Genomic DNA, 22508 nt, shown 5'->3' with positions numbered 1-22508 from the left:
ACGGCTATTGTTTCGGATGATTCGACTTGTAGTTGAGGATATGCCCCGGCACGATCATCATTGCGACGAATCCGGCGATAAAGAGCGCCGGCACCCAGTAACCGGTTGCGGCGAGCGATACGGGGGCGAGGATGATCGCCGCGGCCCCGCCGACGGCGGCCGGGACGAAGCGGATGACAAGCCCCGTGATGGCAGTTCCCATGCCCATCATCAGCAGGATGACGAAGAGGATCGGGACCGGCATGTCGCCGAATACCGAGAGCAGGCTGACGAACCACGCCGTGAGACCCATTACCAGCCACACCTGACCGATTACGCGGTCGATGAAGGTGTAGACCCTGCCGTCGTCCGCCTTGGGCATCGTCAGCAGACTCAGCGCGGTTCCGAACACGGGCAGCAGCAGCCATAAGTAGTACCAGTTCCGACCCGGAAAGAGTGCGTAGGCGGCCCATACGGCGAGTGTCGTGACGACGGTCGCATAGCCCCATATCAGGAACGGCCGCCCGGCGTTGCGGACCATGCGGCTGCGGGTGTTGTCGATCATGCGGCCGACGAGTGCGATGTTTTCGGCGGCGTTCAGAGGCCTGTCCGCCGCTGCGCTGCCCGTTGCCGCGCCATCTGCCGCAGTGCTGTCCGTTGCCGCGCCGCCCTCCGCAGTGCCGTTTTCGGTCGCTGCGCCGTCTTCCTCCGTACTGCCGTCTTCCTCTGCTGCGCCGTCTTTCGTCGCCTTGCCGGGCCGCGGTCCGGCCGCTTGTCTCACGTCGCTGCGGGAGTGTCTGTACCGGTAATTGAGGATATGTCCCGGAATAATCGTCATCAGGACGAAGGCTGCCAGAAACAGTCCGGCGTGCCAGTTTCCGGTGACGACGAGCGAGACCGACGCCAGCACGATTCCGGCAATGCCGCCCGCCACGCCGGGCTTGAAGCCGATGATCAGGTTGTTGATGGTCGTGCCCAGACCGATCATCAGCAATACGGTGAATGCGACCGGAAACCGGACGACGAAACAGATCGCCAGCGTGCTTATCAGCAGGGTGGCGGGGCCTATTACGCTCCAGATGAGGTCGAGTACGCGGTCCACGTAGGTGTGCACCGAGCCTTCGGCCGCCTTGGGGCGCGTGAAGTACATCAGCGCGCCGCCCAAGAGGGGAAGCATGAACCAAAGGTAGTTCCAGCGTGCGTCGCCGGTGCAGGACACTGCGGCCCATACGGCGATCAATGTCGCGGCGGTCGCATAGCCCCACGCCAGAAACGGCCGTCCGGCGTTGCGGACCATGCGGCTGCGGGTATTTTCGATCATCCGCCCGATGAGCGCCAAACTCTCGGCGGCGTCCAGCTTTCTGTCTTCCATGTCTGTCGGATTTCGGGGTTAAAGTTACGAATTTATTCCGGGTGTTCCTCGCTTTTTACCGGATGTCTGCGCGTCTTCTGCGGCGTTTCAGCCGTACGCGGGGCGGCGGTCTATTCCGCGGCAGGGTAGCGGAGGCGTATCGTCACGGCGTTCCGCTCTGCGGGCAGGGTGCACTTTTTCGCGGCATAGCCTTCGGCCGGGCCGCGTTCGCCCGTCTTCATTTTGTAGTCGCCGTCCTCGTCGTGGAGGAGCGATACCTCGGCCGTTTCGGCGTCGATGCCTTCGAGCGTTACCACGACTTCGCCCCTCTTGGCGGGCGACATGCCGTATACGGGCTGTTCACGTCCGGCGACTTTCGCCATCGCCAGAACATTGCCTTTGTCGCTGCGGATGTCCGTTACGGTGATTTCAAGGGTTTTGGCCGCGGCGGCAACGGATGCCAGCGCAAAAACGACGGTCAGGACGAGTTTCCAAGCTTTCATGGTTGCGGAGGTTTTAGCGGTAATTGTTTTCGTCGTCGCAGTCGGTGAGATACCAGACCAGCGACAGCACCAGATTCAGCCCCCATCCTGCTGCGACCCATGCCACCCACCAGTAATGGGGCGAGGTCTGCCAGTTGACGAAGGCGAGGAATGCGCAGACTACGAGGTAGGTGGTGATGCGGCGGGCGAACCAGCGGCCGAAAAGGCGGCGTTTGTCCGGGGAGGTGTTCGTGAGTTCCATGCTGTTCGGTTTTTTAAGATTCTTTTGTCGTACCATAAATATATTGCGAATGTAAAGTAATTTATGTAATAAACCAAATTTTCCGGCGGGATTTCTTCAAAAAAAACAGATACCTATATTAATTGCGGGGAAATTTTCCGCTTCCCACTGTTTTTCATCCGTCGAAAAATCGTATTCTTGCAGAAATTCGATACCGATCCGTTATGAAAAGAATCCTCCTGCTTTTTATCGCCCTTGCGGCCGTATGGGGCGCCGCGGCTAAAATCCGGCTGCCCGAAATCATCGGCAACGACATGGTGCTTCAACAGAATGCCGAGGTCCGGTTGTGGGGCTGGGCCGAGCCGTATGCCGCGGTGAAAGTCGAGACCTCGTGGGGCGCCGGAGCCGCCGTGAAAAGTGACGCCGAAGGCCGCTGGGTCGTATCGGTCAGGACGCCGGCCGGAAGTTACGAGCCGCAGCGGATTACCTTCGCCAGCGGCGACCGTGTGACGTTCGACCGTGTGCTGATCGGCGAAGTGTGGTTCGCCGGAGGGCAGAGCAATATGGAGATGCCGCTCGGCGGCTTCTGGCAGTGTCCGGTTACGGATGCGAACGAGATCATCGCCCGCGCGGGCGCCAAAAGCGGAAAACTCCATTATGTGAAGATTCCGCATGCCGCAGCCTATATGCCGCAGGACCGGACGGCCGGAAGCTGGACGCCCTGCATGACCGCTACTGCGGCGAAATTCACCGCTGCGGGTTACTTCTTCGCCGAAATGCTCAATGACGTGCTCGGCGTTCCGGTCGGCATCATCGACTGCTCGTGGGGCGGAAGCCGCGTCGAAAGCTGGATGAGCCGCGAAGTGCTGAGCGGTTATTCGGACATCGACCTGACCGAAGAGGGAATCTCCCGCGTCGCGCAGCACCTGCGTCCGATGGTCATGTATAATGCTATGCTTCGTCCTGTGGCGGGCTATACCGTCCGCGGATTCCTCTGGTATCAGGGCGAATCGAACGTCGGCCGCTACATGGATTACGCCGCGCGGCTGTCCGATATGGTCTCGTTGTGGCGCGGATTGTGGGGGCGGGACGACCTGCCGTTCTATTACGTCGAGATCGCTCCTTTCGAGTACGGCAACGGAAAGTCGCCCTATCTGCGCGAAGCGCAGTGCCGGGCTCAGGAGCTGATTCCCAACAGCGGCATGATCTGCACCAACGATCTGGTGGAGCCTTATGAGTTTTGCAATGTCCACCCGAAGAACAAGCGGGACGTGGGGTACCGGCTGGCTTTCATGGCGCTGAACAAGACCTACGGGATGAAGGAGATCGCCTGCCAAAGCCCGCAGTACGAGTCGATGGAGATCCGCGACGGCAAGGCCCATGTCAGGTTCAAGTATATGGATCAGGGTTTCAACCGGATGGCCGACATCCGCGGATTCGAGATCTGCGGCGCCGACAAGGTTTTTTATCCGGCCGATGCGGTCGTCGAAAACCAGTTCGCTCTGGTCGTTTCGTCGGAGAAAGTGCCGGAACCCGTGGCCGTGCGCTACTGCTTCCGCGATTTCCAGCCGGGCAATCTGGGCGATACCCGCGAACTGCCGGTCGTTCCTTTCCGTACGGACGATTTCTGAGTTTGCTGACCGTCGGAATTGCAGGACCCGGCCTCTGAAAAATGAAATTCACCTCTGCCGCAGCGAAATGCGGCAGGGGTGAATTCGTCTGAGACCGCTTGTCCGGCCGGTTCCTGCGTTATTTGGCGGGTACTTCCTTCAGCACCACGTCCGCCCATTCGGGATGGCGGTAGATGTATTGTGCCACAAAGGGGCACTGGGGGATCATCGGCAGTTTTTTGGCGCGGAGATCCTCCAATACGGCGCGCGTCAGCTCCGAGCCGATGCCCTGTCCTTCGTATTTTTCGGGAACCTCGGTGTGCGTCAGGACGATGAATCCCTGCGCCTTGATGTATTCGATCATGGCGAGGTCCCCGCCGAGGTCGAATTCGTATCGCTTTTCCGCAGCGTTGTCGATCAGTTCGTGTTTCTTTTCCATAATCCTGAGTTTTAGATGTCGGCTTTGTTTCTTCAAATATAGAGCCTAAACGGGAAAATTGCTACTTTTGCAGACAGAATATGGACAACATTTCCGACATATTGCTGGACTGGTACGCCCGGCACGGCCGCGATCTGCCTTGGAGACGCACCCGCGATCCTTACCGCATATGGCTCTCCGAGGTTATCCTCCAGCAGACCCGCGTCGCGCAGGGCATGGACTATTACCTGCGCTTCACGGAGCGCTTTCCCGACGTCGGGTCGCTGGCCGCCGCTCCGGAGGACGAGGTGCTCAAGTTGTGGCAGGGACTCGGCTATTACAGCCGTGCGTGCAACCTGCACGCTGCGGCGCGGCAGGTCGCGGAGCGGTTCGGAGGCGTGTTTCCCCGGTCTTACGACGAGGTCCGCTCGCTGCGGGGCGTCGGCGACTATACCGCCGCGGCCGTCTGCTCGGCCGCTTACGACGCTCCCTGCGCCGTGCTCGACGGCAATGTTTTCCGGGTGCTGGCGCGGCTTTTCGATATCGACCTTCCGATCGACTCCACGGCCGGAAAGCGCACGTTCGCTGAATTGGCGCAAACGCAGCTCGATATGCGTTGTCCGGGGCGTTACAATCAGGCCGTCATGGATTTCGGGGCGCTGCAATGCACTCCGGCGCAGCCCGGATGCGCCGACTGTCCGCTTGCGGCGCGCTGTCTGGCTCTGGCCGCAGGAACGGTTGCGGAGCGTCCCGTCAAGCAGGCGAAAACCAAGGTGCGCGACCGTTGGTTCAACTACCTGCACGTCACATGCGGCGACCGGACCTTGTTGCGGCGGCGCGGGGAAGGCGACATCTGGCAGGGATTGTACGAGTTTCCGATGATCGAGACGGACCGTGCGGCGGATTTCTCGGAACTAACCGATTCGGAAGAGTTCCGAACCGTGTTGGGTGGCGTCGAATGGCGTCTGCTGCGGAGCGTTGCAATGCCGAAACACCAGCTCTCGCACCAGACGCTGCATGCCGTGTTCCACCGCTTCGAGATCTTTTCCCCTGTGGATTTCCCCTCCGTGCCGACCGCCACGCTGGGCGACTATGCCGTGCCGCGGCTGATCGACCGCTATCTGGACCGGCAGCCGTGAAAAATCCCTGCCGCGGCAGGGATTCGTCTTGTGTGCAAACGCCGCCGGGAGACGGCACGTTTTGCCCGTGTATCTGTCCGTCAGCGTATCAGATACCAGATATAGGCGACGTATATCATCAGGAAGATCGCGCCCTCCCAGCGGTCGATCTGCTTCCTGCGGAAGGTGAACGCCGTCAGCAGCAACAGCAGGGAGCTTAGCACCACCATCAGAATGTCGGTCGTCGTGATGCCGCCCATCGTCAGCGGGCGGATCGTCGCGCTTACGCCGAGGATCAGCAGTATATTGGCGATGTTGGACCCGATGACGTTGCCCAGCGCCATTTCGGACTTTCCTTTGAGCAGCGATACGACCGACGAGGCCAGTTCGGGCAGCGACGTGCCGCCCGCGACGAGCGTAATGGCGATAACCGATTCGCTGATGCCCAGCCTGCGGGCGATCTCCGTGGCGCTTTTCAGGAACATGTCGCCGCCGAAAATCAGCCCGGCGAGTCCTCCGGCGATCATGACGACCGCCAGCCAGAGGGCCGCCGGCTTTTTGGCGCCGGCATCGGCGGGCGCCGCTTCGGGCCGTTTCGTGGTGCGGATCGTGAACCACATCAGCGCAATGTAGAGCGCCACCATGACGATGCCGTCGATGCGGCCGATTCTGTCCGCCGCCCCCGCACATATCAGGCGGTCCGAAGTGACGGCCAGCAGGATCAGCGACGCGGCCATGCCGAAGGGAATATCGCGCCGGATGTTGCTCCGGGTGAGGGGCAGCGGCCGGATCAGGGCGCAGACGCCGAGGATCAGAAAGACGTTGAAGAGGTTCGAGCCGACGACGTTTCCGATCGCCACGTCGCTGTTGCCCGCCGCGGCCGAGAGTACCGAGACGACCAGTTCGGGCGTCGAGGTGCCTACGGCGACGATCGTCAGGCCGATGATGAATTCCGGAACCCGGAAGCGTTGCGCGACGGCGGCCGAGCCGTCCGTCAGGAAATTTGCGCCGGCGAGAATCAGTCCCAGTCCGACGATCAGCAGCAGAATGTCCATAATCTATGCAAGCAGAATCAGGCTGACGGCCATGAGCGCCATGCCGGCCACCACGCCGTAAATCGAAATGTGAGCTTCGCCGTATTCGCGGGCTGCGGGCAGCAGTTCGTCGATCGAGATGAAGACCATGATGCCCGCGACTCCGGCCAGTATGCAGCCCATCAGCGTCGGCGACATGAAGGGCATCAGCACCAGATAGGCCAGCAGTGCGCCGACCGGCTCGGCGAGCCCCGACAGCAGCGAGAGTTTGAACGCCTTTTTGCGGTCGCCCGTGGCGTAGAAGATCGGAATCGAGACCGCAATGCCTTCGGGAATGTTGTGGATGGCGATCGCCACGGCGATTGCCACGCCCAGCGCCATGTTGTCCACGGCCGACGTGAAGGTGGCGATACCTTCCGGGAAGTTGTGGATGCCGATGGCCAGCGCCGTCATCATGCCCATGCGCATCAGTTTGGGGTTGCGGGGCTGTTTGTCCATCTCCTCGACCATGTGGGCTTCGTGGGGGTTCTCGAACGAGGGAACCAGCCGGTCGATGACGCCGATGAGCAGGATGCCCGCGAAGAAGCTGACCACGGTGACGATTATCCCCGTATGCGCGCCCCACTCCTCCGAAAGAGTTATCTGCGCCTGCTGGAACAACTCGACGAACGAGACGTAGATCATCACGCCGCCCGACAGTCCGAGCGAGAACGACAGCAGCCGCTTGTTGGTGCGGCGGGCGAAAAAGGCGATCGCGCTGCCGATGCCGGTGGCCAGACCTGCTCCGAGCGTCAGCAGCAGCGGGATGAGGATATTGTGCTCCATATTGATATGCGGTTTGTCGTTGACTTCGCAAATATAGTGCTTTTCCGGCGAAAGAGACGGAAAAACCGAATCCATTTGGATTCGGTTTTTCTGATGCCGGCATAATTGCAGCCTGTTTTATTTGTGCGCGGCTGTTCCGGTCTGTTTGCCCGTGCGCGGCTGTTCCGGCCCCTTTGTCGGTGCAGGTCGTTCCGGCTTGCCGGTCCGTGTGCGGTTGTTCCCGTCCTTTGGTCTGGACGGGTTTTTTCGCTCCGTTGGTCCGAACATGGCTTTCCCGCTCCGTTCTGCCGGATATGCCCCCGGTGCGGAGGCGGGCCTGCCTATTTGCCGTGCGCCTCGCGGATCAGCCGGCCCAGCACTTCGATGCTGTCTGCGGTGATGTGCGGCTGCGGATCGGCTTTGTCGGCTACGTCGAGCGTCGTTTCGCCCGAAAGCACCAGCACGCCCATCGCTTTGGCGTTGTGGGCCATCGCCACGTCGGTGTAGATGCGGTCGCCGACCATGGCGATCTGGTCGGGCTTGAGGCCGTGGCGCGAAAGAATGCCCGAAAGCATGTTGGGATCGGGCTTGCCGAGCGTGATGTCGGGATGCCGTCCCGTGGCATGCCCGATGCAGGCGCAGATCGAGCCGCAGTCCACCAGCACCGTCGGCTGGTCGGTGGGGCATACGCGGTCGGGATTGGTGGCGATGTAGGGCACGCCCTGCGACACCCACCACGCCGCGCGGCAGAGCCGGTCGTACTGCAGCGTCATGTCGAACGCCGCGACGATTACGTCGGGCACGTCGTCGGCTGAATCCGCCGCCGATTCGAACCCGGCGGCTTCGAATTCCGAGATCATGCTCGGCGTGCCGAGCAGGAAGAGCCGTTTGGCCGCGGGGTAGTGCTCCTTGATGTAGTCGATGGTCGCCAGCGCCGTCGTATACATCTCCTCGCGTGTGGCATGGATGCCCAGCGTTTCGAGTTTGTGTAGGTAGTCGGCGATGGATTTGGAGGGGTTGTTGGTCAGGAACGAATAGCCGATTCCCAGCTCTTTCAGCCCTTCGAGGAAGGGTTTGGTGTAGGGGAAGAGCGACATGCCCATGTAGATCGTGCCGTCCATGTCGAGCGCCACGTGTTTGATGCCGCGCAGCCGCTCCATCAGTTCGTCGTGTGTGTAAACCGAGCGGAATTTGTCGAATGTTGCCATTATTTTCGTGTTAGATTGAGATGCTGGAACAGGTAGGGATAGTCGGTTTCGATCACGTCGCATCCCGTGGGGATTTCGAGTTCGTAACCTTTGATTTTCTCGGCGTCGGTCGCCCGCCGGTCGTGGGTCGGGGCGAGCGAAATCATGCACATCACGCCCTTCTCGTGCAGCTTGTCGTAAAGCTCCTGCTGGTCGGGGAGCATCATCGTGCCGACATAGGCCATCATCTGCGACCACGGAATGCGCTCTTCGGCGTATTCGCCGAACTCCTTCATGTTCTTGCACCAGCACGAGAACATCGCCTGCGGGTCGCGGTCCAAGTAGGTGCGGGCCTGCCGGGCGTTGCGCACGGTGTACATTACGTTGGCGGGCGCCAGCCGGTTGATGAAGTCCGACATCACCTCCAGCGGCACGTCCTTGATGTCGAGGTTGAGGATGGTCTTGCCCCGGCTCCAGACGATGCACTCTTCGAGCGTCGGAATCTTATAGGGCGTGACGTTGCCTTCGCGGTCCTTGAGGAAGAACTGCTGCAACTCTTCGAAGGTGTAGTCCGACACCTTGCCCGTGCCGGTGGTCGTGCGGTCGATCGTGGCGTCGTGCATCAGCACGATCACGCTGTCCTTGGTCAGGCGCGGGTCGATTTCGAAGAACGAAGGCATCATCGAGAGGGTCTTCTCGAAGGATTCGATGCAGTTTTCGGGATAGCCCGTCACCATGCCGCCGCGGTGGCCGCTGACGACGATCGGACGCTCCGGTGCGTACCGGAACCAGTCGTGCAGCTGGGCGCGGCTTTCGATGTCGGTGTAAAAAGGTCCTTCGGCCTTTTTGCCGCTTTCGGCGCATCCCCACAGCAGGGTGCCCAGCGTAAGGGCTGTCAGTAGTCTGAAAGTTTTCATGGATGGTTTTTATCGGTTGTTTTTCGTAATCTTGTGTTCTTTCAGCACATTGCCTGCCGTATCGACTACCCGGATGTCGATGCCCTTTTCGTCGGCCTTGACGACCGTTTTGTCGTTGTTGGAATTGATCAGGATCGGGAAATCGGCGCCGCGGCTCCGGTCGTCGATCCATTGGTAACGGTGGTAGTGGCCGCAGAGCATCAGGTCTATGCCGCTTCCGTCGAGTATCGGGAGAAACAGCCGTTCGATCTCCAGCTCGCCGTGCCAGCCGCGTCCCTTGTTGGGCGGCATGTGGATCAGGACGATGCGGTAGGGCGCCGACCGGAACTCTTCGCCGGCGACTACGCCCCTGAGCCACTGCGCCTGCTGTTCGCGGTAAGCGTCGGCGGTCGAAAGCCCGTAATAGCGGATGTCGCTGTCGGGTTTGTCCTCGCAGCCGTCGAGTACGACGAAGAAGACGGGACCGCGGCGGAACGTATAGTAACTTTCGCCGGTCGGCGTGGGGAAGTAGTCGAGCCAGTGCCGGGCGAACTTGCCGCGTCCGTCGTGGTTGCCGCGCGTCACGACGAGCGGAATGCCCGCCGGGGTGAGCAGCTCCGACGCCGATGCGAGGAATCCTTCGAAAAGCGCCTTCTCCGATTCGATCGAATTCAGCAGGTCGCCGTTCAGGCATACGAAGTCGGGTTTCTGGCGCGGTGCGTCCCCGATAAGCAGCCGGAAGACGGAATCGCGGCCGTGGATGTCGTTCACCATCCAGAATTCCAGCTCGTTCCGGTCCGCGCTGGGCGTTGTGACGGGATAGGGCGCGTGTTTGAGTATGTCGCTGCCGTAGCCCTCGCCCAATACGACCCGTTTGTTGCCTTCGTCGCTGAGCACGGCCTGCTGCATGATGCGGTAGCGGTAGGTTTTGCCCGGTTCGAGTCCGCCGACGCGCACCCGGTGCAGTTTGCCCAGACGCCGCCGTCCGAGGTGCGAGTCGTAGTATTTGGGGCGTTCGGCCGCATAGAAATGCGTTCCGTCGTCGGGGGCCGTTTCGACCCACACCGCCGCGTCCGTCGTTGTCGTCCAGATCACGGTGAACCCGTCCGGGGTCACATTCTGGAGGTAGGGGCCTCCGGCGATGCGCGCCGACGGTTGGGAAATGGCCGGTTTTGCGGCAAAAAGTGCTGAAAAGCTAATTAAGAGAAATAGTATGTTTTTCATATTGTTTCTTTCTGTTGTGCTTCGGATTTACAAAAATAGGTAAAATCCGTCAGGTTCCAAACCGAAACCGAATAGATTTTGCATTTATTTCGATTTTACTGTCAGAGGGGTTGTTTTGTGGTGGAACGGACGGAATGGGGGCGGTTGTCGTGCCGGACGATTGTTTGTTACGGAGAGTCCGGACCTTTGTTTTACATGGAATAATCCTGAAAAAGAAATCTTTTTTGCTGTTTTTATGTTGTGATTTTGGTGTAAAGAAATAAAAAAGGAAAAAATAAAGCGCTATTTGTTGTGTGAAAACAAATAATTATATATATTTGCCTTTGCTTTGGATGCCCTTTTGTCGCTCCTGTGTGAATTAATTCAATCGTTAATAGTAATGAATAAAGTAGAAAGCGCTCTGTCGCGCACGACCGATACCAAAGCTCTGGTAATCGGAATCGAAACCCTTCCGCGGGTCGCGGATATGTTCAAGGAACTCTTTCCCGGCAGGCGTGCGCTTGTCGTCGCCGATGCCAATACGTGGCGGGCGGCCGGCAGCGATGTTCACCGGATTCTGGCTCAGGCGGGTATTGCGCAGGACGAGCCGCATGTTTTCACCGACCCGAAACTTTATGCCGAGTGGACGTTCGTCGAACAGCTGGACGGGGTGCTGTCCCGCACCGACGCCATTCCCGTCGCAGTGGGATCGGGCGTTATCAACGACCTGACCAAACTCTGCTCGCACCACAACGGGCGCCGCTATATGGTCGTGGGAACCGCGGCGTCGATGGACGGCTATACGGCCTACGGAGCCTCGATCACCAAGGACGGCAACAAACAGACCTTCGACTGTCCGGCTCCGCTGGGCATGGTGCTCGATCCGACGATCGCCGCCGCCGCGCCTGCGAAAATGTCGGCGTCGGGATATGCCGACCTGATTGCGAAGATTCCGGCCGGGGCCGATTGGATGCTCGCCGATGCGGTCGGCTCCGAACTGCTCGACGAATTCGCCTTTTCGGTGGTGCAGGACGGACTGAAGGACGCCCTCTGCGACCCCGCAGGCGTGCGTGCCGGCAATGTGGCCAAGGTCGAACAGCTGGCCGAAGGTTTGCTGCTGAGCGGTTTCGCGATGCAGGCTACGCAGTCGAGCCGCCCCGCGTCGGGCGCCGAACACCAGTTCAGCCACCTTTGGGACATGGAGCACCTCAAATACAACGGCGCATCCGTCTCGCACGGTTTCAAGGTCGGCATCGGCACGCTGGCTTCGACGGCTTTTATCGAGATGCTGCTCGATACGCCGGTCGAGACGCTCGACGTCGAAAAATGCGTCGCCGCATGGAAATCGTGGGAGGAGACCGAAAAGGATATCTACCGGATTTTCGACAACGATCCTGAGTTCGTGGCCCGCGGTCTGGTCGAGACCAAAGGCAAGTATGTCGATAAGGAGGGGCTGCGCCGCCAGCTGCAGCGTCTGCAGAAGGCGTGGCCCGCGCTGAGCGGCCATATCCGCCGGCAGATCATTCCCTTCGGCGAGGTCCGCCGCCGTCTCGAACTGGTCGGGGCGCCTTACGAGCCGGAGCATATCGGCGTTTCGCGCGCCAAGTTCCGCGCCAGCTTCGAAAAGATACCCTACATGCGCAGCCGCTTTACGGTGATCGATATCGCGTTCCGCTGCGGATGGATGGATGAATGGCTCGACAAACTCTTCGGAAAAGGCGGAATTTGGGAAATAAAGTAGCATTTGGGAAATAAAGTAGTATATTTGCTTTCTGAAATTACTAAACTTTCATTCCGAAATGACTCCTGAACAAACCAAGCGCTTCAAGTACTGGCAGACCCGTACGATCGTCGCCACGATGATCGGTTACGCGCTCTTTTACTTCGTGCGTAAAAACTTTTCGCTGGCCATGCCCGGCCTTGAGGCCGATCTGGGGATCTCGAAAACCAGTCTGGGAATTTTCCTGACCCTGAACGGCGTGGTCTACGGACTTTCGCGTTTCGTGAACGGCATTCTGGCCGACCGGATGAACGCCCGCTGGTACATGGCTGTCGGACTTGCGCTCTGCGCATTGGCCAACTTCGCCTTCGGATTCGGCGAAGACGTCTCCTACTGGATCACGGGCCAGCACGACGGTTCGCAGTTCACCAATACGATGATTCTCTTCATGGGTATCATGTGGGTGATAAACGGCATGCTGCAGGGAACGGGATTCCCGCCCTGCGCCCGCCTGTTGACCCACTGGATTCCGCCCACGCAGCTGGCGACGAAGATGTCGGTGTGGAATACCTCGCACTCGATCGGGGCCGGTCTGGTTGTGATCCTCTGCGGATATATCATGGGTACGCTGGGCATGAACGTCTCGGCCGATCCCGACGCCGTGGCGGCCATGGCCGCCAATCTGGGCGTACAGCCCGGTGACGCCGCGGGTATGGAGCGCGTCATGGCGGCCGCCGCGCATGCCGGGGCGTGGAAATGGTGTTTCTGGATTCCCTCTGCCATTTCGTTCGCAGGGGCTGTCGGGCTTGTAGTCTTCCTGCGCGACACGCCTTCGTCGGTGGGGCTTCCCGAATTGGAGGGCACCGAGGTCAGGAAGGAGAAGAAAGCCGCCAAAGGTGCCGAGCACCGTGCGTTCCTGATAAAGCACGTCTTCAAGAACCCGCTGATCTGGATTCTGGGCTTTGCCAATTTCTTTGTCTATGTCGTCCGCTTTTCGGTCCTCGACTGGGGGCCTTCGCTGCTGAGCCAGTCGAAGGGCGTCAGCATGGAGCATGCCGGCTGGCTGGTGGCGATGTTCGAGATCGCGGGCATCGTCGGCATGCTGGTCGCCGGCTGGGCGACGGACAGGTGGCTGAAGGGCCGTGCCCACCGCACCTGCGTATTCTGCATGGCGGGAGCCGCGGTTTTCGTCTTCCTCTTCTGGCAGCTGCCTGGTGACGCTCCCGTCTGGCTGCTCTTCACGACTCTCTGCGCCGCCGGCTTCTGCATCTACGGTCCGCAGGCGCTGATCGGCATCGCCGCGGCGAATCAGGCTACGAAGAACGCCGCCGCGACGGCCAACGGCCTTACGGGGCTGTTCGGTTATGCGAGCACCGTCGTTTCGGGTGTCGGACTGGGCTATGTGGCGCAGCATTACGGCTGGAACTGGGCCTATGTCGGCATTCTCGGCATGGCGGTGGTGGGCATGCTGGTTTTCCTGCTGATGTGGGGCGCCCGTGCCGACGGTTACGATGCCGGACCGGAGCGGAATTAGGCATGTTCGTCCGCTGACGGAAAAACGATATGGACTTTCGGGTCCGAAAGTGTCCGAAGCCGGTTGCGGTTTCGGACACTTTATTTTGAAATCTGAGAAAAAAATTGTTACCTTTGTTCAGTTAACTGCTAAAAGACAGAGTAATATGCTGAGTATTGCCGAACGACACAAATACATCCTCGATAACCTGAACAAATACGGGTTCGTGCGTATTACCGACGTCGCCAACGAACTGGGGGTTACGAAGGTGACGATCCGCAAGGATGTCAAGATACTGGAAAGCAAAGGGTTGCTTTACAAAGTGCACGGCAGCGCCCGTCCCGCCAACCCCCATGTGGCCGATATGGACGTGCATGTCAAGGACAACATCAACCGCGACTCCAAGCGGCTTATCGCCCAGCGCGCCCTCGAACTGCTCGAAGACAACGATTCGATCATCGTCGCTTCCGGCTCGACGATCTATGCCTTTGCCGAGGAGATCAAGGCGCGCCAGTGGCATCACCTGAACATCGTTACGCCCTTCCTGCGGCTGGGTGTGCTGCTCAACGAGGCGGAGAATGTCAATGTCGTGCAGCTGGGCGGCACGGTGCATAAGAAGTCGCTGTCGGTGCTGGGCGAGGAGGCCGCGCGTTCGCTCGACGACTGCATCTGCTCGAAGCTTTTCTTCGGCGTGGACGGCATCGACCTCGAACACGGCATCACGACCTCCACGATCGACGAGGCGAAGCTCACGCGCAAGATGATGAAGGCGTCGTCGCAGAATATCGTGCTGGCCGACTCTTCGAAATTCGGACAGCGCGGCTTCGGACGCATCTGCGCGCTGGAGGACATAGACGTCATTATTACCGACGACCGGATTTCCGAGCAGATGGTCGCCATCGTCGAGGAGGCGGGCGTGGACCTGATTATCGTCAAGTAGGGCTGTCGCCAACCGGGAAAATGACAGGCGCGCCCTGCGTGCGAGAAACAGAGGCGGTTCCGAAATTTCGGAGCCGCCTCTACTTTGTCGGAAGGCAGGAGGGTTATTTGGTCCATGCGGCGTAGCCGCTGCCGATCGCTTCCCAGTCGGTCAGCGCCGTGCATCCGCGGAAGCAGGTGCCGAAACTCTTCGGCGCGGTGAATGCGTCGGGGTGGAGCGAACGTTCGTAGATGTGTACTTTCACGCCGTCGATGGTCGTGTAGGGCGATTCGACGGCGAGTTTGGCCGCATCGCGGAATGTGCCGCTGAAGTCGGTGACCTTACGGCTGTCGTCGAACATGTCGGCGGGAACGCTCACAAGTTCGGTGCAGTTTGCCAGAAGCCATTTGTAGGATGTGACGTTGGTACACCCTTTGAATACGTTTCTGCCCACTTTCGTCAGGGCTTTGTTGCCGAAGAAACAGCTTCGGAAAATGTCGGCCGACGTGCATCCTGCGAAAAATTCGTCGGGAATCTCTTTGAGTGCGGTGCAGCCGTAGAAAGTCTCCTCGAAGTTCGTGGCGTTGGCAAGCCCCTTGAACAGGCCCGCAGGCAGCGTTTCGAAGGCCGTATTTCCGGAGAAGGTGTATTTCAGCGTCGTGATCTGAGGGCTTCGGGCGAAAAATCCGGCCGGAATGGTTTTGAGCTGCTTGCAGTGGGCGAGGAAGCTTTGCAGCGACGTGACGTTTTTGAGCGGGGCGAGCAGATTTTCGGGAACCGACGTGAGCGAGGCGCATTTGGTGAAACATCCCAATACGTCGGTGACCTTGTCGCAGCCGCTGAACAACGAGGCCGGAATGGTTTGCAGGCCGCTGCAGCCTTCGAATGCGTATTTGAACGTGGTTACCTCGGCGAACGAGTCGGTCGTGTTTTCGGGGAGCGTTTTCAGGTTGGAGCAGAGGTAGAACGCATAGTACATCGAGGTCAGGTTTACGTTGCCCCATTGTTTGACGGCCGTCAGGTAGCTGCGGGAGGTCTCGGAGTGTCCCTGCAGGCTGTAGAGTTGTTCCACCGAACCGGATACGGACACTTCGTAGACGCCCGCTTCCGCATATTCGTAATTTATCAGGCTGCCCGTCGCGGGGTTGAGGGTCAGGGCGAGTTTCTCGCTGTATCCGTCGCCGTAATCGACCGTGCAGTCGATGGCGCCGGAGAGCGGCAGTATGATCTTGCCGCCTGCCGGGACGGTGTATTCGAGGATGAGCGACGGAGGACCTTGGGTGACGTTGATGGCGGCCGACACCTCGGCGGGGTTGTCCTTGCAGCCGGTGGTGACCGTCACCACGGCCGGCCGGTTTCCGCCGTCGGGATTGGGCGACGCCGTGAGGCGGAGTTTGTCGCCCTCTTTGGAGATCGTTATCCATCCTGCGTCGCAGGCGGCGTCCCATCGCTCCTGATTCGTGGTTACCGTGATGGGGTCAATTCCCCCCCCCTCGTTGGTGAACTCCGCCGTATTGCTTTCCAGACTCAGGGTCGGCGCGACGCCTTGTTCGACCGTGATTTTGCCGATGACGCTTTCGCCGTTCATGATGGAGATTGCGGCGTTGCGCAGCTCCTCGGCGTTCTCTTCGATTTCGACCGTCAGCCGATCCCCCGACAGGACGGCCGTGCACCACGACCGGTCGGATTCCGGCACGGCTTCGAAATTCTTTTCCATGGTGAGGACGAACTGGCCTGCATGGTGTGTCGCGGTTATCGCGGCAGAGGTTCCGTCTTGTGAAATTTTGACATCCGAATCGGGCGAACTGAATTTGACCGCCGGATTCGGGGTGTCGTCTTCCGAGCATGCGCCGCTGAATAGCAGCAGGCATAGCAGTGCATAAAACTGTCTCATAACAATGGGATTAAAGTTTGACATGAAGATCGTTTCAAATATAATGAAATTTTTTCGTCATCGGTAGAAATAATTGTGCTTTTTTGTCGCAGGGCGCGTATTGTTTATTTTAGGTCGGGGTGTGCGGAGACCTTCCTGCACCGGGAGTGCGGGGCGCAGCGGCATGGACGGACGAATCCGCGGCCCGGCCCGGTGTGTGCGGATTGTTGAAAATTTTTCCGGCAAAGTTTTGCACGCCCCGTAAAAATGTCCTACCTTTGTCCTCAATTACAGCGATTCCGAATACCTATGAATTGTAACCCCCTCATATCGTCAGCGCAGGCATTCTGGCAGCAGGACTATTGGTCGGGCGACGTGTCTCCGGTTTTCGGTAATTTTGTTTTATTAGGGTAACTGTTTCGGTTGCCCTATTTTTTTACGCTCGTACAGATGAAGACACTTTATACCAATGCCGTGATCTACACCGGCGGCCGTTTTGCGGCCGGGGAGTTCGCCGTCGAGGGAGGCCGCATCGTGCCCGTCGCGGGCGCGGCGCCCGACCGGACCGTGGACCTCGGCGGCCGGCATGTGATTCCGGGACTCGTGGACGTGCACGTCCACCTGCGCGAACCGGGATTTTCGCAGAAGGAGACCATCGCCTCCGGAACGGCCGCGGCCGCACGGGGCGGATACACGACGGTCTGTTCGATGCCGAACCTGAACCCTGCGCCCGATGCGCCCGATACGCTTCGTGCGCAGGCCGAGATCATCCGCCGCGACGCCGTGGTGCGGGTCGTGCCTTACGGCTGTATCACGATGGGACAGCGGGGTGCCGGCGAGCTGGTCGATTTCGCGGCCCTCGCGCCCGATGTTGTCGGCTTCTCGGACGACGGCCGCGGCGTGCAGTCCGACGAACTGATGGAGGAGGCGATGCGCCGGGCGGAAAAAGCCGGCCGGCCGATCGTGGCCCACTGCGAGGTGGACGACCTGCTGCGGGGCGGCTATATCCACGACGGTGAATACTGCCGTGCGCACGGGCACAAGGGCATCTGCTCCGAGAGCGAGTGGAAGCAGGTGGAACGCGACATCGCGCTGGCCGAAAAGACCGGTTGTCAGTATCACGTCTGCCACGTCTCGACCAAGGAGAGCGTCGAGCTGGTGCGGCGTGCGAAGGCCCGCGGCGTGCGTGTGAGCTGCGAAACGGCGCCGCATTATCTGCTGCTCTGCGACGAGGATTTGCAGGAGGACGGACGCTTCAAGATGAATCCGCCGCTGCGCAGCCGCGAAGACCGCGCCGCGCTGATCGTGGGCGTCGCGGACGGTACGATCGAGGTGATCGCCACCGACCATGCGCCCCATACCGCCGAAGAGAAGTCGCGCGGACTGGCCGGAAGCGCCATGGGAATCGTGGGCTTGGAGTGCGCTTTTCCGCTGATGTATAAATATATGGTGTTGCCGGGAACGCTCACGCTCGAAAAGCTTGTCGCGCTGATGTCCGACAATCCCCGCCGGATATTCGGTCTGGGCGGCGGCCTGAACGTCGGCGATGAAGCCGACTTCACGGTGCTCGACCTCGGCGCGCAGTACGAGATAGACCCTGCGGCGTTTCTCTCGAAGGGCCGCGCCACGCCTTTCGCCGGCTGGCCGGTGCAGGGCCGCGCCGTGCTGACGGTCGTCGGGGGCCGGGAGGCATACCGGGATGATGGATTGCAGTTGTGAAGTCTCCCTTCTCAAAGGAAGATTTAGCGGGATTATAGATATGCCGGGTTTCATATGGAGCGGAATCCGGATCGACAGAACGAAACAAATCCATAAAAAGGGGCGATGCGAAAAGCCCGTACCGAAAATAAATATGAAACCATTTACGAAGAAAATTGTCTTGGAGAACGGCCGTGAGTTTTACGGCTACGGCTTCGGCGCCGACCGCGAGGTCATTAACGAGATCGTCTTCAATACCTCGATGGTGGGGTATCAGGAGATTATGTCCGACCCCTCCTACACGGACCAGATGGTCGTGATGACCTATCCGCTGATCGGTAATTACGGTATGGCCGACGAGGATTACGAAACGAAGACTCCGACCATCGGCGGCATGATCGTGCGCGAGTACAACGACTCGCCGAGCAACTTCCGCTATACGAAGACCCTGAACGAGGTCTTCGAGGAGCATGACATTCCCGCGATCTGGGGCGTGGACACCCGCACCCTGACGCGCATCATCCGTAACGAAGGCACCCAGAAGGTGATTATCACCGGCGCGGACACGCCCCTCGAAGAGGCGCTCCGCAAAGTGCGCGAGTACGCCCTTCCCCACGACATGGTTTCGCGCGTGAGCTGCAAGAAACGCTGGATGTCGCGCGTCCCCAACCACAAATACGACGTGGTGGCGGTCGACTGCGGCATCAAGTACAACATCATCCGCCAGCTGAACCGCGTGGGCTGCAACGTGACGGTCGTGCCGTTCGACTCGACGCTGGAGGAGATCATGGCCTTCCGTCCCGACGGCGTCGTGCTGTCGAACGGTCCCGGCAACCCGCAGGACGTGACGCCCGTGATCGAGCTGGTCAGGCAGCTGCGCGGCAAACTGCCGATCTTCGGCATCTGCATGGGCCATCAGCTCATTTCGCTGGCTTACGGCGCCAAGACTGTGAAGATGAAGTTCGGCCACCGCGGCGGCAACCACCCCGTGAAGAATCTGGCCACCGGCAAGATCGAGATCACGAGCCAGAACCACAGCTACGCCGTGGACGTCGATTCACTGGCCGGTACGGGGCTGGAGCTGACCCACGTAAACCTGCTCGACGGCACGGCCGAGGGCGTGGAGTGTGTCGGCGACGCTGTTTTCTCGATGCAGTATCACCCGGAGAGCGCTTCGGGTCCGCAGGACAGCGGCTATTTGTTCAGAAAGTTTACCAAAATAATGGAGGAGCGTAAAAATGCCTAAGAGAAGAGATATAAAGAAGGTAATGGTTATCGGTTCGGGTCCGATCGTCATCGGACAGGCCGCCGAATTCGACTATGCGGGCACGCAGGCCTGCCTCGCACTCAAGGAAGAGGGCTACGAGGTGATTCTCGTGAATTCGAACCCCGCCACGATCATGACCGACACGCATATTGCGGACAAGGTATACATGGAGCCGCTGACGCTCGAATACGTCGCCAAGATCATCCGCTTCGAACGCCCCGACGCCATCGTGCCGGGACTGGGTGGGCAGACGGGTCTGAACCTCGCGGTGCAGCTCGCCAAGAAGGGCATTCTGAAAGAGTGTCAGGTCGAGATTCTGGGCACCTCGTTCGAGTCGATCGAACGTGCCGAGGACCGCGAGCTTTTCAAGGAGCTGTGCGAATCGCTGGGCGAGCCGGTGATCGAGTCGAAGATCGCCATGTCGGTCGAGGAGGCCGTCGAGGTCGCCGCCGAGATCGGCTATCCCGTCGTGCTGCGTCCCGCCTATACGCTGGGCGGCACGGGCGGCGGCTTCGCCGACAACGAGGAGCAGCTGCGCGAGATGATGCGCCACGCCCTGTTCCTTTCGCCCGTACATCAGGTGCTCGTCGAGAAGAGCATCAAGGGATACAAGGAGATCGAGTTCGAGGTGATGCGCGACCACAACGACACGGCCATCAGCATCTGCTGCATGGAGAACATCGACCCCGTGGGCGTCCATACGGGCGACTCGATCGTCGTGGCGCCGTGCCAGACGCTTACCAATAAGGAGTTCCAGATGCTGCGCGACAGCGCCCTGAAGATCATCCGCGAGCTGAAGATCGAAGGCGGCTGCAACGTGCAGTTCGCACTCGACCCCCTGTCGTTCAAATACTACCTGATCGAGGTGAATCCCCGCGTGTCGCGCTCCTCGGCCCTCGCATCGAAGGCCAGCGGTTATCCGATCGCGCGCGTTACGGCCAAGGTGGCCGTGGGTCTCACCCTCGACGAGATCATGCTGGCCAATACGCCCGCCAGCTTCGAGCCGACGCTCGACTACGTTGTGACTAAAGTCGCCCGCTTCCCGTTCGACAAGTTCAGCGACGCGTCGAACAAGCTCGGTACGCAGATGAAAGCCACGGGCGAGGTGATGTCGATCGGCCGCACGATGGAGGAGAGCCTGCTGAAGGCGATGCGTTCGCTCGAAACCGGCGTCTGCCATATCTACCACAAGAAGTTCGAAGACTGGACGAACGACCGGCTGCTGGAATACATCGCCGAGCCTACCGACGACCGGCTGTATGCCATCGCGCAGCTGATCCGCGGCGGCGTCGATCTGGTGCTGATCTACAACCGCACGAAAATCGACATGTTCTTCCTCGAAAAGTTCAAGAATATCGTCGAATTCGAGCGCGTCGTCGAGGCCGCTCCGATGGATATCGAAGTGCTGCGCGAAGCCAAGCGCATGGGTTTCAGCGACAAGTTCATCGGTCAGCTGTGGGGTGTCTCGCAGCACGACATGTACCTGCTGCGCGAGAAGAACGGCATCTTCCCGGTCTACAAGATGATCGACACCTGCGCCAGCGAGTTCAGCTCCTACGTGCCTTATTTCTACTCGACCTACGAAGACGAGAACGAGTCGCTGGTGAGCGACAAGGAGAAGATCGTGGTGCTCGGTTCCGGTCCGATCCGCATCGGTCAGGGCGTCGAGTTCGACTATTCGACCGTACACGCCATCTGGTCGATCCGCGAAGCGGGCTATGAAGCCATCATCATCAACAACAACCCCGAAACCGTCTCGACCGACTATACCACCAGCGACAAACTCTACTTCGAGCCGCTGATGGTCGAGGACGTGATGAACGTCATCCACCTCGAAAAACCGAAGGCGATCGTCGTGTCGCTCGGCGGACAGACCGCCATCAACCTCGCCGAGCCGCTCTCCCGGCTGGGCGTGCCCATCATCGGCACCGACTGCGAAGCCATCCGCAACGCCGAGGACCGCGGTTGCTTCGAGACGATCATGGAGGAGCTGCGCATCCCGCAGCCCGAAGCCGAAGCCGTCACCGACATCGAGTCGGGCGTGAAGGCCGCCGCCCGCATCGGCTATCCGGTGCTGGTGCGTCCGAGCTACGTGCTGGGCGGCCGCGCCATGCAGATCGTTTCGAACGAGGAGCGCCTGCGCCACTACCTGCAGACGGCCGTCGAGGTCAACGACGACTCGCCGGTGCTGGTAGACCGCTACATCATGGGCAAGGAGCTTGAGGTGGACGCCATCTGCGACGGCAAGGACGTCTTTATCCCCGGCATCATGGAGCATGTCGAGCGCACGGGTATCCATTCGGGCGACTCGATCAGCGTCTATCCGACCTTCAGCGTCAGCCAGAAGGCCAAGGACAAGATCATCGACTACACGGTGAAGCTCGGTCTGCGGATCGGCATCATCGGTCTCTACAATATCCAGTTCATCCTCGACGGCAACGACGAAGTCTACGTCATCGAGGTCAATCCCCGCTCGTCGCGCACGGTGCCGTTCCTCTCCAAATCGACGGGCGTCCCGATGGCCCATATCGCCACGCAGGTGATTCTGGGCAAGACGCTGAAGGAACTGGGCGTCACCGAAGTATACGGCAAGGAGAAGAAACGCTGGTACGTCAAGGCGCCGGCCTTCTCGTTCGCCAAGATCCGCGGCATGGATTCCTACCTCTCGCCTGAGATGAAATCCACGGGCGAGGCCATCGGCTACGACGACAAGCTCACCCGCGCGCTTTACAAGGCGTTGCAGGCGACGGGCATGAACGTCTGCAACTACGGCACGATCTTCGTCACCATCGCCGACCACGACAAGGAGCAGGCGCTGCCCCTCGTGCGGCGTTTCTACGACCTCGGCTTCAACGTCGAGGCGACGACCGGGACCGCCGAATTCCTGCGCGAACACGGCATCCGCACCCGCACGCGGCGCAAGTTGAGCGAGGGCAGTTCGGAGATCATCGACGCGCTCCGTCAGGGCCACGTGAGCTACGTGATCAATACCATCGACATCAACCAGCACAATACCCGACTCGACGGATACGAAATCCGCCGCACAGCCGTCGAGAACAACGTGACGATCTTCACGGCGCTCGAAACGGTGCAGGTGCTGCTGGACGTGCTCGAAGAGATCACCTTCGGAGTCTCGACCATCGACGCGAAGTGATTTCCGGCGTGAGGACGCCTTCCGTACGCACCTCTTTCGCT

18 protein-coding genes are annotated in these 22508 nt (G+C 59.9%); 8 read left to right on the top strand and 10 right to left on the bottom strand.

The annotated features are described in order from the left end of the window. Window positions 1-4 precede the first annotated feature (4 nt). The 3 genes from ACESTR_RS08120 to ACESTR_RS08110 form a co-directional block, all read right to left on the bottom strand. A complete protein-coding gene (locus ACESTR_RS08120) occupies window positions 5-1351 on the bottom strand; it encodes a hypothetical protein (protein WP_302268970.1) in 1347 nt (448 codons plus the stop codon). A 110-nt stretch (window positions 1352-1461) separates the two neighbouring features. Next, a complete protein-coding gene (locus tag ACESTR_RS08115) occupies window positions 1462-1833 on the bottom strand; it encodes a DUF2141 domain-containing protein (protein ID WP_244076072.1) in 372 nt (123 codons plus the stop codon). Window positions 1834-1846: 13 nt separating this feature from the next. Next, window positions 1847-2074, bottom strand: coding sequence for a 2TM domain-containing protein (locus ACESTR_RS08110; protein WP_009597423.1), 228 nt, complete (start codon window positions 2072-2074; stop codon window positions 1847-1849). Between the two features lie 203 nt (window positions 2075-2277). Here ACESTR_RS08110 and ACESTR_RS08105 point away from each other — a divergent pair, with 203 nt between their 5' ends. After that, on the top strand, window positions 2278-3684 hold the full coding sequence (locus ACESTR_RS08105) for a sialate O-acetylesterase (RefSeq protein WP_022043819.1): 1407 nt from the start codon (window positions 2278-2280) through the stop codon (window positions 3682-3684). 118 nt (window positions 3685-3802) lie between these two features. Here the strand turns inward: ACESTR_RS08105 and ACESTR_RS08100 are convergent, their stop codons facing one another. After that, window positions 3803-4102 carry a GNAT family N-acetyltransferase gene (locus ACESTR_RS08100; protein ID WP_022043820.1) on the bottom strand — a complete coding sequence of 100 codons (300 nt, stop codon included), beginning with the start codon at window positions 4100-4102 and terminating at the stop codon, window positions 3803-3805. Window positions 4103-4182: 80 nt separating this feature from the next. Between ACESTR_RS08100 and mutY the strand changes: the two genes are divergently transcribed. Beyond that, window positions 4183-5220, top strand: a complete 1038-nt coding sequence (gene mutY, locus ACESTR_RS08095; RefSeq protein ID WP_014775905.1) for an A/G-specific adenine glycosylase — start codon at window positions 4183-4185, stop codon at window positions 5218-5220. Window positions 5221-5300: 80 nt separating this feature from the next. Here mutY and ACESTR_RS08090 read toward each other — a convergent pair whose 3' ends face one another. The 5 genes from ACESTR_RS08090 to ACESTR_RS08070 all read right to left on the bottom strand — a co-directional run bounded on the left by ACESTR_RS08090 (window position 5301) and on the right by ACESTR_RS08070 (window position 10344). Then, window positions 5301-6254 (bottom strand): calcium/sodium antiporter, encoded by a 954-nt coding sequence (locus ACESTR_RS08090; protein ID WP_227042475.1) that lies wholly within the window; start codon window positions 6252-6254, stop codon window positions 5301-5303. 3 nt (window positions 6255-6257) lie between these two features. After that, window positions 6258-7058 (bottom strand): zinc transporter ZupT, encoded by an 801-nt coding sequence (zupT, locus tag ACESTR_RS08085; protein ID WP_039940066.1) that lies wholly within the window; start codon window positions 7056-7058, stop codon window positions 6258-6260. Window positions 7059-7378: 320 nt separating this feature from the next. Continuing rightward, the gene (locus tag ACESTR_RS08080; RefSeq protein WP_217729751.1) at window positions 7379-8245 is read right to left on the bottom strand and encodes an HAD-IIA family hydrolase; all 867 of its coding nucleotides are present in this window, start codon (window positions 8243-8245) and stop codon (window positions 7379-7381) included. Further along, the gene (locus ACESTR_RS08075) at window positions 8245-9141 is read right to left on the bottom strand and encodes a glycerophosphodiester phosphodiesterase family protein (RefSeq protein WP_009597367.1); all 897 of its coding nucleotides are present in this window, start codon (window positions 9139-9141) and stop codon (window positions 8245-8247) included. Before ACESTR_RS08075 ends, ACESTR_RS08080 begins: the two co-directional genes overlap by 1 nt. Before the next feature lie 9 nt (window positions 9142-9150). After that, window positions 9151-10344, bottom strand: a complete 1194-nt coding sequence (locus ACESTR_RS08070) for an FN3 domain-containing metallophosphoesterase family protein (protein WP_278975093.1) — start codon at window positions 10342-10344, stop codon at window positions 9151-9153. Window positions 10345-10723: 379 nt separating this feature from the next. Between ACESTR_RS08070 and ACESTR_RS08065 the strand changes: the two genes are divergently transcribed. From ACESTR_RS08065 to ACESTR_RS08055, 3 genes are all read left to right on the top strand, one after another. Further along, window positions 10724-12064: a sn-glycerol-1-phosphate dehydrogenase gene (locus ACESTR_RS08065; protein WP_302268924.1), complete on the top strand. Its 1341-nt coding sequence runs from the start codon at window positions 10724-10726 to the stop codon at window positions 12062-12064. Between the two features lie 58 nt (window positions 12065-12122). Then, complete coding sequence (locus ACESTR_RS08060) at window positions 12123-13577, top strand: MFS transporter (protein ID WP_279182652.1); 1455 nt, start codon at window positions 12123-12125, stop codon at window positions 13575-13577. Window positions 13578-13722: 145 nt separating this feature from the next. Beyond that, a complete protein-coding gene (locus tag ACESTR_RS08055) occupies window positions 13723-14496 on the top strand; it encodes a DeoR/GlpR family DNA-binding transcription regulator (RefSeq protein ID WP_014775911.1) in 774 nt (257 codons plus the stop codon). 103 nt (window positions 14497-14599) lie between these two features. On the opposite strand, the gene ACESTR_RS08050 is transcribed toward ACESTR_RS08055, so the two are convergent. Further along, window positions 14600-16369 (bottom strand): BACON domain-containing protein, encoded by a 1770-nt coding sequence (locus tag ACESTR_RS08050; protein ID WP_161990488.1) that lies wholly within the window; start codon window positions 16367-16369, stop codon window positions 14600-14602. A gap of 429 nt (window positions 16370-16798) precedes the next feature. Here ACESTR_RS08050 and ACESTR_RS08045 point away from each other — a divergent pair, with 429 nt between their 5' ends. The 3 genes from ACESTR_RS08045 to carB all read left to right on the top strand — a co-directional run bounded on the left by ACESTR_RS08045 (window position 16799) and on the right by carB (window position 22467). Continuing rightward, window positions 16799-18067, top strand: a complete 1269-nt coding sequence (locus tag ACESTR_RS08045; RefSeq protein ID WP_130062431.1) for a dihydroorotase — start codon at window positions 16799-16801, stop codon at window positions 18065-18067. 133 nt (window positions 18068-18200) lie between these two features. Beyond that, on the top strand, window positions 18201-19292 hold the full coding sequence (gene carA / locus ACESTR_RS08040; RefSeq protein ID WP_014775914.1) for a glutamine-hydrolyzing carbamoyl-phosphate synthase small subunit: 1092 nt from the start codon (window positions 18201-18203) through the stop codon (window positions 19290-19292). Next, window positions 19285-22467: a carbamoyl-phosphate synthase large subunit gene (gene carB / locus ACESTR_RS08035; RefSeq protein WP_373179081.1), complete on the top strand. Its 3183-nt coding sequence runs from the start codon at window positions 19285-19287 to the stop codon at window positions 22465-22467. The genes carA and carB overlap by 8 nt, the downstream gene beginning before the upstream one ends. The last annotated feature ends 41 nt before the right edge of the window (window positions 22468-22508 follow it).

Origin of the sequence: Alistipes sp. DJF_B185, from assembly GCF_964250025.1 — a bacterium.
Classification (GTDB): domain Bacteria; phylum Bacteroidota; class Bacteroidia; order Bacteroidales; family Rikenellaceae; genus Alistipes; species Alistipes finegoldii.
The sequence above is the reverse complement of the archived record's forward strand: the minus strand, read 5'-3'. Positions and strand labels throughout refer to the sequence as shown.

Coding starts and splice junctions, on each gene's coding strand:
- ACESTR_RS08120 (WP_302268970.1), bottom strand. CDS start 1,351: ATGGAAGACAGAAAGCTGGACGCCGCCGAGAGTTTGGCGCTCATCGGG.
- ACESTR_RS08115 (WP_244076072.1), bottom strand. CDS start 1,833: ATGAAAGCTTGGAAACTCGTCCTGACCGTCGTTTTTGCGCTGGCATCC.
- ACESTR_RS08110 (WP_009597423.1), bottom strand. CDS start 2,074: ATGGAACTCACGAACACCTCCCCGGACAAACGCCGCCTTTTCGGCCGC.
- ACESTR_RS08105 (WP_022043819.1), top strand. CDS start 2,278: ATGAAAAGAATCCTCCTGCTTTTTATCGCCCTTGCGGCCGTATGGGGC.
- ACESTR_RS08100 (WP_022043820.1), bottom strand. CDS start 4,102: ATGGAAAAGAAACACGAACTGATCGACAACGCTGCGGAAAAGCGATAC.
- mutY (WP_014775905.1), top strand. CDS start 4,183: ATGGACAACATTTCCGACATATTGCTGGACTGGTACGCCCGGCACGGC.
- ACESTR_RS08090 (WP_227042475.1), bottom strand. CDS start 6,254: ATGGACATTCTGCTGCTGATCGTCGGACTGGGACTGATTCTCGCCGGC.
- zupT (WP_039940066.1), bottom strand. CDS start 7,058: ATGGAGCACAATATCCTCATCCCGCTGCTGCTGACGCTCGGAGCAGGT.
- ACESTR_RS08080 (WP_217729751.1), bottom strand. CDS start 8,245: ATGGCAACATTCGACAAATTCCGCTCGGTTTACACACACGACGAACTG.
- ACESTR_RS08075 (WP_009597367.1), bottom strand. CDS start 9,141: ATGAAAACTTTCAGACTACTGACAGCCCTTACGCTGGGCACCCTGCTG.
- ACESTR_RS08070 (WP_278975093.1), bottom strand. CDS start 10,344: ATGAAAAACATACTATTTCTCTTAATTAGCTTTTCAGCACTTTTTGCC.
- ACESTR_RS08065 (WP_302268924.1), top strand. CDS start 10,724: ATGAATAAAGTAGAAAGCGCTCTGTCGCGCACGACCGATACCAAAGCT.
- ACESTR_RS08060 (WP_279182652.1), top strand. CDS start 12,123: ATGACTCCTGAACAAACCAAGCGCTTCAAGTACTGGCAGACCCGTACG.
- ACESTR_RS08055 (WP_014775911.1), top strand. CDS start 13,723: ATGCTGAGTATTGCCGAACGACACAAATACATCCTCGATAACCTGAAC.
- ACESTR_RS08050 (WP_161990488.1), bottom strand. CDS start 16,369: ATGAGACAGTTTTATGCACTGCTATGCCTGCTGCTATTCAGCGGCGCA.
- ACESTR_RS08045 (WP_130062431.1), top strand. CDS start 16,799: ATGAAGACACTTTATACCAATGCCGTGATCTACACCGGCGGCCGTTTT.
- carA (WP_014775914.1), top strand. CDS start 18,201: ATGAAACCATTTACGAAGAAAATTGTCTTGGAGAACGGCCGTGAGTTT.
- carB (WP_373179081.1), top strand. CDS start 19,285: ATGCCTAAGAGAAGAGATATAAAGAAGGTAATGGTTATCGGTTCGGGT.